The 14,846-nt window shown below is 56.3% G+C and carries 14 protein-coding genes and 2 tRNA genes; 4 read left to right on the forward strand and 12 right to left on the reverse strand.

The features are described 5' to 3' along the window. Positions 1–34: 34 nt before the first annotated feature. From pheS to uvrB, 8 genes are all read right to left on the reverse strand, one after another. Positions 35–1,039 carry a phenylalanine--tRNA ligase subunit alpha gene (pheS, locus tag FZE95_RS18285; RefSeq protein WP_150302261.1) on the reverse strand — a complete coding sequence of 335 codons (1,005 nt, stop codon included), beginning with the start codon at positions 1,037–1,039 and terminating at the stop codon, positions 35–37. A gap of 104 nt (positions 1,040–1,143) precedes the next feature. Next, a complete protein-coding gene (gene rplT, locus FZE95_RS18290) occupies positions 1,144–1,500 on the reverse strand; it encodes a 50S ribosomal protein L20 (protein WP_036992253.1) in 357 nt (118 codons plus the stop codon). A 22-nt stretch (positions 1,501–1,522) separates the two neighbouring features. Continuing rightward, the gene (gene rpmI / locus FZE95_RS18295) at positions 1,523–1,723 is read right to left on the reverse strand and encodes a 50S ribosomal protein L35 (RefSeq protein ID WP_178100983.1); all 201 of its coding nucleotides are present in this window, start codon (positions 1,721–1,723) and stop codon (positions 1,523–1,525) included. 63 nt (positions 1,724–1,786) lie between these two features. Beyond that, a complete protein-coding gene (gene infC, locus FZE95_RS18300) occupies positions 1,787–2,338 on the reverse strand; it encodes a translation initiation factor IF-3 (protein ID WP_178101052.1) in 552 nt (183 codons plus the stop codon). Next, on the reverse strand, positions 2,335–4,260 hold the full coding sequence (gene thrS / locus FZE95_RS18305; protein ID WP_150302263.1) for a threonine--tRNA ligase: 1,926 nt from the start codon (positions 4,258–4,260) through the stop codon (positions 2,335–2,337). The genes infC and thrS overlap by 4 nt, the downstream gene beginning before the upstream one ends. A 749-nt stretch (positions 4,261–5,009) precedes the next feature. Continuing rightward, on the reverse strand, positions 5,010–5,360 hold the full coding sequence (locus tag FZE95_RS18310) for a hypothetical protein (protein ID WP_150302264.1): 351 nt from the start codon (positions 5,358–5,360) through the stop codon (positions 5,010–5,012). A gap of 204 nt (positions 5,361–5,564) precedes the next feature. Beyond that, a tRNA-Val gene (locus tag FZE95_RS18315) sits at positions 5,565–5,641 on the reverse strand. 182 nt (positions 5,642–5,823) lie between these two features. Further along, on the reverse strand, positions 5,824–7,845 hold the full coding sequence (gene uvrB, locus FZE95_RS18320; RefSeq protein WP_150302265.1) for an excinuclease ABC subunit UvrB: 2,022 nt from the start codon (positions 7,843–7,845) through the stop codon (positions 5,824–5,826). Positions 7,846–8,037: 192 nt separating this feature from the next. On the opposite strand from uvrB, the gene FZE95_RS18325 reads away from it, so the two are divergent. Then, on the forward strand, positions 8,038–9,243 hold the full coding sequence (locus tag FZE95_RS18325) for an amino acid aminotransferase (protein WP_150302266.1): 1,206 nt from the start codon (positions 8,038–8,040) through the stop codon (positions 9,241–9,243). Positions 9,244–9,324: 81 nt separating this feature from the next. After that, positions 9,325–9,400: transfer RNA gene (locus tag FZE95_RS18330), tRNA-Asn, on the forward strand. Positions 9,401–9,513: 113 nt separating this feature from the next. Here the strand turns inward: FZE95_RS18330 and FZE95_RS18335 are convergent. Further along, complete coding sequence (locus FZE95_RS18335; RefSeq protein ID WP_150302267.1) at positions 9,514–9,846, reverse strand: 3-phosphoglycerate kinase; 333 nt, start codon at positions 9,844–9,846, stop codon at positions 9,514–9,516. Between the two features lie 52 nt (positions 9,847–9,898). Here FZE95_RS18335 and FZE95_RS18340 point away from each other — a divergent pair, with 52 nt between their 5' ends. Both FZE95_RS18340 and FZE95_RS18345 read left to right on the forward strand, forming a co-directional pair. Further along, a complete protein-coding gene (locus FZE95_RS18340) occupies positions 9,899–10,789 on the forward strand; it encodes a LysR family transcriptional regulator (RefSeq protein ID WP_150302268.1) in 891 nt (296 codons plus the stop codon). 76 nt (positions 10,790–10,865) lie between these two features. Further along, positions 10,866–11,432, forward strand: a complete 567-nt coding sequence (locus FZE95_RS18345; RefSeq protein ID WP_150302269.1) for a peptidylprolyl isomerase — start codon at positions 10,866–10,868, stop codon at positions 11,430–11,432. An 18-nt stretch (positions 11,433–11,450) separates the two neighbouring features. Here FZE95_RS18345 and FZE95_RS18350 read toward each other — a convergent pair whose 3' ends face one another. The 3 genes from FZE95_RS18350 to FZE95_RS18360 form a co-directional block, all read right to left on the reverse strand. Beyond that, a complete protein-coding gene (locus FZE95_RS18350) occupies positions 11,451–12,575 on the reverse strand; it encodes a GNAT family N-acetyltransferase (protein ID WP_150302270.1) in 1,125 nt (374 codons plus the stop codon). Between the two features lie 116 nt (positions 12,576–12,691). After that, the gene (locus FZE95_RS18355; RefSeq protein ID WP_150302271.1) at positions 12,692–13,396 is read right to left on the reverse strand and encodes a DUF2057 family protein; all 705 of its coding nucleotides are present in this window, start codon (positions 13,394–13,396) and stop codon (positions 12,692–12,694) included. Between the two features lie 178 nt (positions 13,397–13,574). Beyond that, entirely contained in the window at positions 13,575–14,636 is a 1,062-nt protein-coding gene (locus FZE95_RS18360) for a porin (protein ID WP_150302272.1), read from the reverse strand. Positions 14,637–14,846: the final 210 nt, after the last annotated feature.

Genomic DNA, 14,846 nt, shown 5'->3' on the forward strand with positions numbered 1-14,846 from the left:
TATTCCTGCTGTCAAAGAGTTTGGGTGGCGGCGATTAACGAAACTGCTCGAGGAAACGCAGATCGTTGTCAAAGAAGATCCGCAGATCACCCACCCCGTAGCGCAGCATTGCCAGACGCTCCACGCCCATACCAAAGGCAAAACCCTGATATTTCTCGGGATCAATGCCGGACATCCGCAAAACGTTGGGATGCACCATCCCGCAGCCAAGCACTTCCAGCCAGTCGGCTTTCTCTTCGCCGTTCTTCATCACCACGCGGCGAATATCCACCTCGGCGGAGGGTTCAGTAAACGGGAAGAATGACGGGCGGAAGCGAACCTCGAGATCAGCTTCAAAGAATTCGCGCAGGAACTGCACGATAGTGCCTTTCAGGTCCGCAAAGCTGACGCCCTCATCAATCAGAAGCCCTTCTACCTGATGGAACATCGGCGAATGCGTCTGATCTGAATCGCAGCGATACACGCGGCCCGGGCAAACGATCCGGATCGGCGGCTGGCGAGTTTCCATAGTGCGTATCTGTACCGGCGAGGTATGTGTACGCAACAGGGTATTGGCGTTGAAATAGAAGGTATCGTGCATCGCACGGGCCGGATGGTGGCCGGGGATGTTGAGCGCCTCGAAGTTGTGATAATCATCTTCGACTTCGGGGCCTTCCTCGACGGCATAACCGACGTGGGCAAAAATCTCTTCGATGCGTTCCATGGTGCGGGTGACCGGATGCAGGCCTCCGCTGAGCTGGCCTCGGCCCGGCAAGGTGACATCAACCCGCTCGGCGGCCAGACGGGCATTCAACGCCGCAGCTTCCATATCGGTCTTGCGTGCATTGAGAACGCTTTGCACTCGCTCTTTGGCTTCATTCACCATGGCGCCAACCTTCGGGCGCTCTTCTGCGGGGATATTGCCCAGCGTCTTCATGACCTGAGTGAGCTCGCCCTTCTTGCCAAGATACTGCACGCGGATCTGCTCCAGCGTGTTGACGTCAGCGGCTTGCTGAACAGCCTCCAAAGCTTGAGAGACCAGGGCGTCTAGGTTTTCCATTAACACACTCCAGAAACAAAAATAGGGGAAGAGCGATGAGGCTCTTCCCCTATTAATGACGTTGCCAACCGGAGCCAGGCTCCGGTGATTGTCGTAACGAGGGCTTAAGCCAGGCTAGCCTTTGCTTTTTCGACAATCGCGGTAAACGCCGCTTTTTCGTTCACAGCCAGATCGGCCAGAACCTTGCGGTCGATTTCTACGGAAGCTTTCTTCAGGCCAGCGATCAGACGGCTATAGGACATACCATTCTGACGGGCGCCGGCGTTGATACGGGCAATCCACAGAGCACGAAACTGACGCTTGCGCTGCTTGCGGTCACGGTAGGCATACTGACCAGCCTTGATGACCGCCTGCTTGGCAACACGGAATACGCGTGAACGCGCACCGTAGTAGCCTTTGGCGAGTTTCAGAATTTTCTTGTGACGCTTACGCGCCATTACACCACGCTTAACACGAGCCATTCTTTATTTCCTCAACCTAGACTTAACGGAGGCGCAACATGCGCTCTACTTTTTGCACATCAGCAGGGTGCAACTCGGAAGTACCCCGAAGTTGACGCTTACGCTTAGTGCTCATCTTGGTCAGGATGTGGCTCTTGAAAGCATGCTTGTGCTTAAGACCGTTACCGGTCGCCTTGAAGCGCTTCGCAGCGCCACTTTTGGTCTTCATCTTTACTTTTGCCATGTTCAGATACTCCGCGTTATAGCGTTAATAAGATAATCGCAAGGCCTGGCGTTGCCCTGGAGATTACTTTTTCTTCTTGGGAGCGATGACCATCATCAGCTGACGACCTTCCATTTTCGGATACTGTTCGACGGTACCGTATTCAAGCAGGTCCTGTTCAACCCGCTTCAACAGGTCCATCCCCAGCTCCTGATGGGCCATTTCGCGGCCGCGGAATCGCAATGAAACCTTGGCTTTATCCCCTTCACTAAGGAAACGTATCAAGTTTTTCAGCTTGACCTTGTAGTCTCCCTCTTCCGTCCCTGGACGAAATTTGATTTCCTTGATCTGGATCTGCTTCTGATTCTTCCGTGCGACAGCCTGCTGCTTCTTCTTTTCGAAGACGTGCTTGCCATAATCCATGAGTCGGCAAACTGGCGGCTCTGCATCGGGGGAGATTTCAACCAGGTCGAGCTTGACCTCCTCTGCGGCGGCCATGGCTTCCTGAATGGACACGATACCGATTTGTTCACCTTCGGCGCCGATCAGGCGCACTTCACGCGCCGTGATGTTCTCGTTGATCGGCGGGCGTTGTGCGGCTCTTTTGTCTTGTCTCATCTCGCGTTTAATCTTTATAGCTCCGAATTCGGGCGGCCTCGCTGTGCAACGGCACGGGACAGGAACTCGGAGAACTCGGCAACAGTCATGGAACCCAGATCTTTACCCTCCCGCGTGCGCACGGCCACAGTGTGCGATTCGACTTCCCTATCCCCTACAACCAGGAGGTAAGGAGTCTTGTGCAAAGTATGCTCCCGGATTTTAAAGCCGATCTTCTCGTTTCTCAAGTCCGCGACTGCCCGATATCCCATTTCATTGAGGTTTTTCTCCACTTCGGAGCAGAATCCGGCCTGATTATCGGTAATATTCAGTATTGCAGCCTGAGTCGGAGCCAGCCAGGCCGGGAAATCACCTGCGTAGTGTTCGATGAGAATACCGATGAAGCGCTCGAAGGAACCGAGAATTGCCCGGTGCAACATGACCGGCGTCTTGCGCGAGCCATCTTCCGCCACATACTGCGCGCCAAGCCGACCCGGCAGCATGAAGTCCAGCTGCAAGGTACCGCACTGCCAGACGCGGCCGATGCAATCGCGTAAAGAGAACTCGATCTTCGGACCGTAGAAAGCACCTTCGCCCGGTTGCAGCTCCCAATCCAGGCCAGCCTCGTTGAGCGCGTCTTCCAGGCCTTTCTCAGCCTGATCCCACAACGCATCGTCACCAACGCGACTTTCCGGACGGGTGGAGAGCTTCAGCTCAACGTCATCAAAGCCGAAATCGCGATATACCTGAAGCGTCAACTCGATGAAATCAGCCGCCTCGGACTTGACCTGCTCATCCGTACAGAAAATATGAGCATCGTCCTGGGTGAAGCCACGCACGCGCATCAGGCCATGCAGCGAACCCGATGGCTCATTACGGTGGCATGATCCGAACTCGGCCAGACGCAACGGCAGCTCTCGATAGCTCTTCAAACCCTGATTGAATACCTGGATGTGGCCTGGGCAGTTCATCGGTTTGATCGCGTAGTCACGGCTCTCGGATTCGGTGGTAAACATTGCCGCCGAGTAATGCTCCCAGTGCCCGGATCGTTCCCACAAAACCCGGTCCACCACCTGCGGCGTCTTGATCTCCTTATAGGAGGCACCGCGCTGGATTTGCCGCATGTACTGCTCAAGCACTTGATATACGGTCCAGCCATTCGGGTGCCAGAACACCATCCCGGGCGCTTCTTCCTGGGTATGGAACAGGCCCAGACGTTTACCAATCTTGCGGTGGTCGCGTTTTTCAGCCTCTTCCATGCGCTGGATATACGCAGCGAGTTGCTTTTTATCTGCCCAGGCGGTGCCGTAGATACGCTGCAGCTGCTCATTCTTCGCATCGCCGCGCCAATAGGCGCCGGAAATCCGCGTCAGCTTGAACGCTTTCAGGAAGCGCGTGTTCGGCACGTGCGGACCGCGGCACATGTCGACGTATTCTTCGTGGTAGTACAAACCCATTGCCTGCTCTTCCGGCATATCTTCAACCAGACGCAGCTTGTATTCCTCGCCGCGGGTTTCGAACACCTCTATAACCTGATCACGCGGCGTGACCTTCTTGATCACGTCATATTCGGTATTAATCAACTCGCGCATGCGCGCTTCGATGGCCGCCATATCTTCAGGCGTAAACGGTCTCTCGTAGGCGATATCGTAATAGAAGCCTTCCTCAATCACTGGACCAATCACCATCTTCGCGGTCGGATAGAGCTGCTTGACCGCATGACCGACCAGGTGCGCACAGGAGTGGCGAATAATCTCCAGCCCCTCTTCGTTCTTCGGCGTGATAATTTCCAGCGAAGCGTCACGATCAATCACATCAGAGGCATCTACCAGGCGCCCGTCGACCTTTCCGGCCAGAGTGGCTTTGGCGAGACCTGAACCAATGGATTGCGCGACTTCAGCGACCGAAACCGGATGATCAAAACTGCGCTGACTGCCGTCGGGAAGAGTAATTACAGGCATGTGCATTCCTTCTCAGTGGTGGCCCCTACGCAAGGCCACATGATGATAATTGCCATCCAGCTTCGCCTGATACGGGTCCTTCGAACAATGATCGCCGGAGCCTATGGGGTCGCTACATGGGCGCGCCAAATGACGCAACAGGGATTTCACCAATACCTCAAAGTTGCAACCCTTTGATTCAAAAGGGAATCAACAGCGTGCGAAGCACCGGAAAGGCGGTACTCTATCACAATAGAATCAATAACTTAATCACTGCGTTGGGGGCTCGCGGGCTGTCTGGACTCGGGTTGTTTACGTGGCGTTTTCAGCTGCAGCGTTGAGCAGCTGATCCCGGAATCTCTCCTAACCCCTCTTTGCCAAAGAGGGGGACGGTTTGTGCGGGCTGCTAGCTCGGAGACTGGCCGTCACCAGCGTGCCGCTGCTTGGCTGGCTAGCCGCTACGCTGGGCTCTTCCCGGGGTCTCTTTGCATGAAAAAGAGGGGGAATTTGCATGAACTGTTGGCTCGGATGCTGGCCGTCAGCAGAGTGCTGCTGGCAGCCGCCATGTTGATCTGAGCTTGTTGTGGCCGGTTTCGAGACACGGCGTTGCCCGAACGAGCCGCGGACTGGCAGGAATGGAGCAAGTGTTGAAAACAGGGATACGGCGTCTTGCGCAATCCTGCCAGACCGCGGGCGGCCGCTCTGAAGCCTGCCCGCAATTACACCAAGGCCACGAAGGAGCAACTCACAAATTCACAAGCGGCCAGGCATCATGCTCCTGCATTGGTCTCCACACACTTGTCATGCTGGCCCTGGGCGAAGTCCGCAATGGCCTGCTGGGGATCGTCCGTATTGATGGGCTTTTCATAGGCGCTGTTGATGATATCGCGAGAATCAGGGTCAATTTCGCCGCCCAATTGCTCTTCCATATTTGAAATCAGCGTTTCTTTCTCTACGCCCTGCTGCCGCATGCGCATGTAATTTTCTGAAACGCTCCGTGACAGCTCGCATGTGGTAACGGCATCTCCGGGAGGCGGTGCTGCGATAGCTGCAGTCTGAAGTGCGGATATTCCTACTGATGCGAAAGCGCAGGTAGTGGCAAGCAGGGTTGGGAGTTTCATAACGTGCTTCCTTCTCTGTCTGACTCAGGGAAACGCATAAGCGTTTATCTGGAGATCGGGAGCGCACACCTCGGAAGGCTGGCGCGTCTCGATAACAGCAGACTGCCATACGGGGCAAGGATTCCACAACTGTACAAAAAGCAGACGAAAAAAAGGGCGACCCTTGTAGGTCGCCCTTTTCTACCCGTGCAGTCCGGGATTGTTTGGTAGGCACGATTGGATTCGAACCAACGACCCCCACCATGTCAAGGTGGTGCTCTAACCAACTGAGCTACGTGCCTGCAATGGCCGCGAATTCTACGCAGCACCCAAAAACCTGTCAAGCATAAGTCGCTGAAAAAACTGAAATTAAACGGGAGCGCAAAATGACCGCTGTCAGGCAGCTGACACAAGCACCCTGGCGGCAAGGTCAGACTGCAAGACGGCACTCAATGGCCCGGCCACCGAACAATCCTCCGCGACCCTAGACCTTCATCAACTGCGCGCGCAGTTTCTGGATCTCATCCCGCATTGAAGCGGCCTCTTCAAACTCGAGGTTGCGCGCGTGCTGATACATCTTTTCCTCGGCCTGCTTGATGCGCTTGGTAATCTCGGAAGGCGAGCGCAGTTGTGCGGCGTCGTACTCCGCTGCGTCCTCGGCGGCCTTGAGCTGCTTGCGCTTGTTCGAGCGGCTATTGCTACCCGGTACCACAGCGCCTTCCAGAATATCCTTGACGCTCTTGGTGACCCCTACCGGCGTGATGTTGTGCTCGAGGTTGAAGCTTATCTGCTTCTCGCGGCGCCGCTCTGTTTCACCAATCGCCCGCTCCATGGAACCGGTCATCCGGTCTGCATAGAGAATCGCCTTGCCGTTGAGGTTACGTGCCGCACGGCCGATCGTCTGAATCAGAGAACGCTCGGAGCGAAGGAAACCTTCTTTATCTGCATCGAGTATCGCGACAAGTGAAACTTCAGGCATATCAAGGCCTTCTCGAAGCAAGTTAATCCCAACTAGCACATCGAAACCGCCGATCCGCAAGTCGCGGATAATCTCGACACGCTCCACGGTATCGATGTCCGAGTGCAGATAGCGCACTCTCACGCCATGATCCGCCAGATAATCAGTCAGATCTTCGGCCATGCGTTTGGTCAAGGTAGTGACCAGCACCCGTTCACCCTGGGCTACGCGCAGGCCGATCTCGGACAGCAGGTCGTCGACCTGGCTGGTAGCCGGACGCACTTCGATCTTCGGATCGACCAGACCGGTAGGCCGGACCACCTGCTCCACCGTACGTCCCGCATGTTCCTGCTCATAGGGGCCAGGGGTTGCAGAAACGAAGATAGTCTGCGGCGAAATAGCCTCCCATTCATCAAAACGCATCGGCCGGTTATCCAGCGCCGAAGGCAAGCGAAAACCGTACTCGACCAGCGTCTCCTTGCGCGAACGGTCGCCTTTGTACATGGCCCCGACCTGGGGAACCGATACGTGGGACTCATCGATAATCAGCAAGGCGTTCTGCGGGAGGTAATCGAACAGTGTTGGCGGCGCTTCGCCATGTGGTCGGCCAGACAGGTAGCGGGAGTAGTTCTCGATGCCATTGCAATATCCGAGCTCCAGAATCATCTCCATATCGAAGCGCGTACGCTGCTCCAGACGCTGCGCCTCGACCAGCTTGTTCTGGCTGGTGAGCGTTTCAAGTCGCTCCTTGAGCTCGACCTTTATATGCTCTACCGCGTCGACGAGCTTCTCGCGAGGCGTAACATAATGTGATTTAGGATAGATAGTTACGCGTGGAACCTTACGTAGAACCTCACCGGTCAGCGGGTCAAAAAAGCTGATGGTTTCCACCGTTTCGTCAAACAGCTCGATGCGCACTGCTTCAAGATCCGATTCCGCAGGAAAGATATCAATCACATCGCCGCGCACCCGGTAGTTGGCGCGCGAGAGCTCCATGTCGTTACGCGTGTACTGCAGCTCGGCCAGCCGGCGCAACAGCGTGCGCTGATCCAGAATATCGCCGCGGTCCACGTGCAGAACCATGCGCAGATACGACTGTGGATCGCCGAGACCATAAATAGCCGACACCGTAGCAACGATAATGGCATCCGGTCGCTCGAGCAGCGCTTTGGTCGCAGACAGGCGCATCTGCTCGATGTGGTCATTGATGGACGCGTCTTTCTCGATAAAGGTATCTGAAGACGGGACATAAGCTTCAGGCTGGTAATAGTCGTAGTAAGACACGAAGTATTCGACGGCGTTGTTCGGAAAGAACTCCCGGAACTCCCCGTACAGCTGTGCAGCCAGGGTCTTGTTTGGCGCCATGATGATCGCAGGACGCTGCACCTGCTGGATCACATTCGCCACGGTAAACGTCTTGCCTGAGCCCGTCACCCCTAGCAATGTCTGGTGCGAAAGCCCTGCCTCGATACCTTCAACCAGCTGGACGATCGCCGTGGGTTGGTCGCCTGCTGGCTCGAAACGGGTTTGCAGGTTGAATTGGCTCATATTCTCGGGTCCACCGGGTAACGGATACCCCAACATCATAGCATCGAGGTCAACCGGTTCCGGGTGACGATACAGCCGAAAAAGGCGTCGAATGATTTCAGGATACTGCGCCACTCGCAGATGAATGCCGGTCTGTTTATAATGTGCAACCCTGAATGCCACATCCATTCACCTGCCCGAGTCCCCTATACCATGAGTCTGTTCTTCCCCGTCGAAATGGCCCCGCATGACCCCATCCTGGGCCTGAACGAAACGTTCAATGCTGATACCCGCGCGGAAAAGGTCAATCTTGGCGTCGGCGTATATTATGACGAGGCAGGCAAACTGCCGTTACTGAGGGCGGTACAGGCCGCCGAAGAGGCCAGGGTTGCCGAGCACGCGCCCCGCGGTTACCTGCCAATTGATGGTCTCGCCGCCTATGACAAGGCTGTTCAGGAATTGCTGTTCGGTGCCGAATCCTCGGTTATGCAATCCGGTCGACTGATCACAGCCCAATCCCTGGGCGGAACCGGCGCGCTCAAGCTGGGGGCTGATTTCCTCCACCGTCTGACCGACAAACGCCTGGTGGCGATCAGCGATCCGAGTTGGGAAAACCATCGTTCGCTGTTCGAAGCAGCGGGCTATGAGGTCGTGACCTACCCCTATTACAATCCCGAAACGCACGGGCTGAACCTGGCCGGCATGCTTGAAGGCATCGAAGCCCTGCCCGAGGGCAGCGTGGTATTGCTACACGCCTGTTGCCACAACCCCACCGGGGTGGATTTGGGCCTGGCTGACTGGGCTCGGGTGATTGATGTCATCCAGCGTTGCAATCACGTGCCCTTCCTGGATATTGCCTATCAGGGCTTCGGTGAGAATCTGCAGGACGACGCACTGGCTGTACGCCTGTTCGCCGAGAGCGGTCTACCCTTTCTGGTGGCCAGCTCGTTCTCCAAGTCCTTCTCTTTGTACGGTGAACGGGTGGGTGCATTGACCCTGGTTACCCGCGATGCAGACGAGAACGCGCGCGTTCTGTCCCAGCTCAAACGGGTCATTCGCACCAACTATTCCAACCCACCGACGCATGGCGCCAAGATCGTTTCGGCAGTCCTCAATAATGCTGAGCTGTATGCCCTCTGGGAAGATGAACTGGCTGAAATGCGCGAGCGTATCCGCGGGATGCGCCAGGCGCTGGCTGAGAAACTGAAAGCCGAAGGCGTCGATCAGGATGTCGATTTCATTCAGCGCCAGCGGGGCATGTTCTCCTATTCCGGGCTAAGCAAGGAACAAGTAAAACGTCTGGCTGATGAGTTCGGTATTTATGCTGTAAGCAGTGGCCGGATATGCGTTGCCGCGCTGAACATGAACAACGTCGACTACGTCGCCAAAGCCATGGCTACGGTCATGCGAGAAGCCTGATCGGCAGCTGCGCATTTACTCACAAAGCCATTTCAAGACGTTGACTTTGATGGTTATTTTGGTAAAGTGCGCAGCGTTCATTCCGCGATAGCTCAGTTGGTAGAGCAAATGACTGTTAATCATTGGGTCCCAGGTTCGAGTCCTGGTCGCGGAGCCAACTATCGGAAAACCCGGCAATTGCCGGGTTTTTTATTGCCCGGATTTCATGCTCGCCGTGAGCGTCGCCAGCGTCGAAACCCACTCTGTCCTGAAGCTGAACCAGCCTGCAATTCACGTCTCAGCAGGCGCGTCTGGCTCACAGCTGATAGCCACTCGCACGCGATTGATATGCCGGCTGAAGGCTTGCGTCACCACGGTATGCTCCCCGGGATCGAGACGGATACGGCTTTCCGGCGGGCGCTCCGGACCGTTGACGAACGTGGCTCGGCACAACGCTCGTTCGATGCCCTCGTTTGCCAGCGTAACCGTCGCTATATTGCTCAGATAGGAACTGCTGGCAATGACCGATACACCCTTCGACTGGATTTCGACGTCCACCGGAAACGCCCAGGCGGTCAGTGGAAACAGCAAACCAATCAACAGACCTGCCAAAGATTTGCGCATAATGGTCGCTCCGTTCAATGTCTCGTTTGCAGCCTTGCCAAAGGAAGGACTGATGAAAGCACCCCGCGTCACGTTAGAGCAATGGCGAACCCTCCAGGCAGTGGTTGACCACGGCGGATACGCACAGGCTGCAGAGGCGCTTCATCGATCACAATCATCAGTCAGTTACACCGTATCCCGAATGCAGGAACAACTGGGAGTGCCTCTGCTTGCGATCGAAGGTCGAAAAGCCGTGCTCACAGAGGCGGGCACGGCATTGCTCCGGCGTTCGCGCAGCCTGATTGCACAGGCCAGCCAACTTGAGATGCTTGCCTGGAATATGGACCAGGGCTGGGAAGCCGAGGTTCAGTTGGTCGTAGACGCGGCCTACCCGACAGACCGGCTGGCCCGTGCATTACAGGCGTTCATGCCGCTTAGCCAGGGTTGTCGTGTGCAGGTCCGGGAGGAAGTACTCTCGGGTGTGGAGGAATATCTGGTCAGTGGAACGGCAGACCTTGCCATTTCCGGCCTGAGCATCCCGGGATATCTACCACAACAACTCAACGCAGCCGAGTTTGTCGCGGTGGCGCATCCACAACACCCACTGCATCAGCTGCAGCGCCAACTCAGTCATCAGGATCTGGAGCAGCACCTGCAGGTGGTCATCCGTGATTCCGGCAGGCGTCAGCCGCGTGACGCAGGCTGGCTCGGCGCTGAACAGCGCTGGACGGTTGCGAGCCTGAGTACCGCCGCCAAACTGGTCAGCAGCGGGTTGGGGTTTGCCTGGCTGCCACTGCATGAAATCACCATGCAGCTGGAAACAGAACTGTTAAAGCCATTGCCGCTGCAGCAGGGCGCGCACCGGTCCAGCTGGCTGTATCTGTACTCGAACAAGGATAAGCCCCTGGGCCCCGCTGCGAAGATACTTGCCGACCTGATTATCGAGCACTCGACAGCGCAGTAAGCGCTGGAGGCTGGACTTTTCAGCTGATTACAGGTTTGCTAACCGCCTCGTAACACCAACCTATGGAGTCAGACGAATGTTGAAACGCCTGTTCGGCGCGTGCGCCCTGATGTTGATTGCCGGCTCGGCCCTCGCCGAAAACCCTCGCGTGCTGGTTACCACCAGCCTGGGTGAAATCGAGCTGGAGCTGAATGCAGAAGAGGCGCCAATCAGCGTGGAGAATTTCCTGCGCTACGCGGATGCCGGTCATTATGACGGCACAATCTTTCACCGCGTCATTCCTGGATTTATGGTCCAGGGCGGCGGTTTCACACCTGATATGCGCCAGCGTCCCGTCGGCAAGCCGATCAAGAACGAAGCTGACAACGGTCTGCGCAATGATCGCTACACCGTGGCAATGGCACGGACCCAGGTCGTCGACAGCGCCACCAGCCAGTTCTTCATCAATCTGACCAGCAATGACTTCCTCAACCACGGTGGACGCGACTTCGGCTACGCAGTGTTCGGCAAGGTTGTCGATGGCGAGCACGTTGTGGAAACCATCGCCAAGGTCCCAACCGGCAATCAGGGCGGCCATCAGAATGTGCCAACCAACCCGGTGACCATCGTCAGCGTTGAACGCATCGATCAGCCCGCAGAGTAACGCTGGTAACTAAAGCAATTATTCCGCTTGCCGGAACGGCAGGTAGCTGCGGGCATCGCTTTGGTAATCGAGCATGCCCGCCCGCTCCCGGCGCAGGAAGTCTTCCACCGCCTCATGCAGTCCGGGCTGCAGTTTATGCCAGGACTGCGTCATAACCGGCTCAAAACCACGAATCAGTTTATGCTCGCCCTGCGCCCCGGCATCAAATCGAGCAAAGCCTTCGGCAATGCAACGATCCATGCCCTGGTAGAAACACGTCTCGAAGTGCAACCGGTCGAATTCGTCCAGGCAGCCCCAGTAGCGGCCATACAAGGTATCGTCGCCAGCCAGAAACAGCGCGCCCGCAACATCCCGGTCATCCAGTCGCGCGAAGACCAGTCGCACCGCATCCGCCATGCCCTCTGACAGCAGACTGAAGAAGTCCCGCTCCAGATAGGGATGCTGGCCGCGCTTCAGATAAGTGGCTGCGTAGAACGGATAGAAGCGATCCCAGTCCGCCTCGGTTATCTGTTTCGCTGCCAACCACACAAACTCGATACCCTGCGCTGCTACGGCCTGGCGCTCCTTGCGAAAGTTCTTGCGTTTGCGCGAACTGCAGGCTGCCAGAAAATCATCAAAGTCATCGTAGTCTCGATTAATCCAATGAAACTGACACCCTAGCCGCTGCACCCAACCGGCAGCTTCCAGTGCTGCGTTTTCCTCGCCCTGATTGAAAAGCAGATGCAGGCTGGATACTTCGTTTTGGGCCAGTACGGAATCGAGATAGTCGAGAATCATGGCGCGGCTCTGTTCGCACCGGCCCACCAGACGCGGCCCCTGGACCGGCGAAAAGGGGATCGCCGCCAGGCACTTCGGATAGTACCGCCGCCCTGCCCGCTCCCACGCATCTGCCCACTGGAAGTCGAAGACATATTCTCCATAGGAGTGCAGTTTTTGATACAGCGGCAAAAGCGCCTGCAGATTGCCGTCAGGATTTTCCACTACAAGATGGGACGCAATCCAGCCTTGTTCGGCTGTGACTGAGCCGCTGCTCTCCAATGCCACGAGGAATGCGTGGCGCAGGAAGGGATAGCCCGAAGGAATAAGCGCATCCCATGACACGGACGGGACTTCATTAATGTGGTTGAGTTGACGTATATGCATGCCGACAAGCATGCCATAGGGACCAGCGATTGTGCTGCATGAGCCTTACTGGATCGTCAGAAAAGATTGCTGCGGGGGCAACGTTACCCAAAGTTGCCCCCGCAGCGGGAGGCAGATTATTGCCTGGCCCAATCCATAAAAGCTTCACGGCTTTCAGGACTGAGCAACAGCCAGAGCTGCTGAAGCGTATTCAAGGTCGCATCGTTATGCGGCAGGGTTTGCTCAGGCGCAGCGGCAGCAGACGGCGCGGATACGGTGGCGCCCGTGGTCGCTGTCTGTGCGCTGTTCAACGGTGCCACGGTAGATTGGCCGTTGTTACTCGGTGTCTCTCCACCCAGCAGCTGCTTGATGGGCGAAGCCGGCTTAGCGCCTGCTTCTGTGGCGATACGCTCACCCGTGCGCAGATTTTCCGCCCACCCGGCAAAACTTTCTTCCATCGCCTGCGCTTCCTGCAGGTTCTTCGGCGTTTCGAACGCCAGACGCCAGGTATCCCCTGCTTCGCCATCCAGTTTGAAAACAGCGCTTCTGGTACGTACGACTTCATGGCTCAGGCCGCCACCAATATCGAATATGTTTTTATAGAAAGCGCTGATCTGATATTCACCGGGCTGCAAATGCAGAGCCTTTGTATCAGTCCCAAACATCGAATTCGCCGCCGGAACCTCTTGTCCATTTATGCGCATGACCTCAAGCGTATCGGGCACCTGGACCACCACCACCTGCTCCTTCGGTAACTCGGTGCCTGAATACAGCTTGACGTGGGACTGCTGGGCACAGGCAGACAACAGGCCGGCTAGGGCAATACACATGACGCGACGCATGGAAACTCCTCGGTAAGGTGAGCGAACTGAAGACTAGCGACGGGGCCTAGTCCTTCATCCGTGTCGGTTACAACTGGGGAACAAGATTAAGAACAATTGATTGCAATTCGATGACAAAAAACCGGGTTGTCTCGAAGAGAGCAACCCGGTTCGGCACTTCAGGTCCCGCTGAGCGAGATCAGAAATCGTAGCGCAGACCAAGGGACAGGCCTGATGCTTTTTCGCCTGATGCATCGGCGCTATCCGGGTCAGCGGTACGAGCCTGGCTCCAGGGCGTCAGATCAGCGAGGTCATCATTGTCGACAACCGCGTAGTTGGCATATACGCGCACAGCCTTGTCCAGTTTGTGCTCGACACCCACAACCCACATGTCGCTGTCAGCGTCGTCCGCATCGGCAGCCCGGGTCATCCACATACCTTTCAGCGCCGTATTGGCAGCGATCTTGAATTCACCGCCCAGACCGTATGTGTCTGAAGTCAGCAGGTCGCGCTCCAGAGCCGTAACGCCATCGTTCTTGTAATCAACAGTCTGATAGAAGCCAACCAGCTTGAAGGCGTCATTCAGTTTGTAGGCCCCTGCAGCGCGGAGGCCATCACGCTCACCGCGACCGGTATCTTCCTCGGCCATTTCGTAAGCCAGTGCCGCTTCAAACGGGCCGCCTTCATAGATCAGCGCCATACTGATTGCATCGGTGTCCAGCGCATCGCCGCTTTCATCAAGCTCGACAGACTGACCTTCATGAACCGAATAGGCCAACCGGCCGGTGAGTCCGCTGAAGGTCGGTGTGGAATACTGGACAGTGTTGTCATAGCGCTCGTCGAACCGAGCGTCACCGACACGGGTCAGGTTACGCATATCGCCGACCTGATCGCCGAACAGATTGGCCGGGCCGCGAGCGGTCTTGAATGGACTGTCGAAGCGGCCCATTTGCAATGCACCGAAGTTTCCATCCAGGCCGACAAAGGTATCGCGGGTGTGGAAGTTGCTACCTGAATCGGTACCAAAATCGATCTGCTGCTCGATCTGGAAGAACGCGCGCAGGCTCGGGTTGATGTCATGGTCGCCTTTGAAACCAAGGCGCGAAGAGTTGCTCGAGAGGTTGGTTTCGGAATAGTCGGCACCGTCGTCAAGAAAGTCGGTGGATACGTGAGCGCGACCATAGATATTAATGTCGGCCATGGCCATAGCGGGCATCACGGCTGCAGCACCAACAACAATCGCAATCAACTTCTTCTTCATCGGAAAAACTCCTTCGGGGTTGTATAACGTCATCCTGCGAGTGACTTGACGTCGTTGTTTCGACCGAAGCGATTATGGAAATCCGATGTGACAGTACGCTTGCTGATTTATGAAGGTTTTAAGTCTGGGGAACTTTTTGAGGGGCGTGGTGGTACGGGATTGGGGACTGGAAGCTAGAAGCTAGAAGCTAGAAGCTAGAAGCTAGAAGCT

Source organism: Pseudomonas profundi (assembly GCF_008638305.1).
Lineage (GTDB): Bacteria > Pseudomonadota > Gammaproteobacteria > Pseudomonadales > Pseudomonadaceae > Halopseudomonas > Halopseudomonas profundi.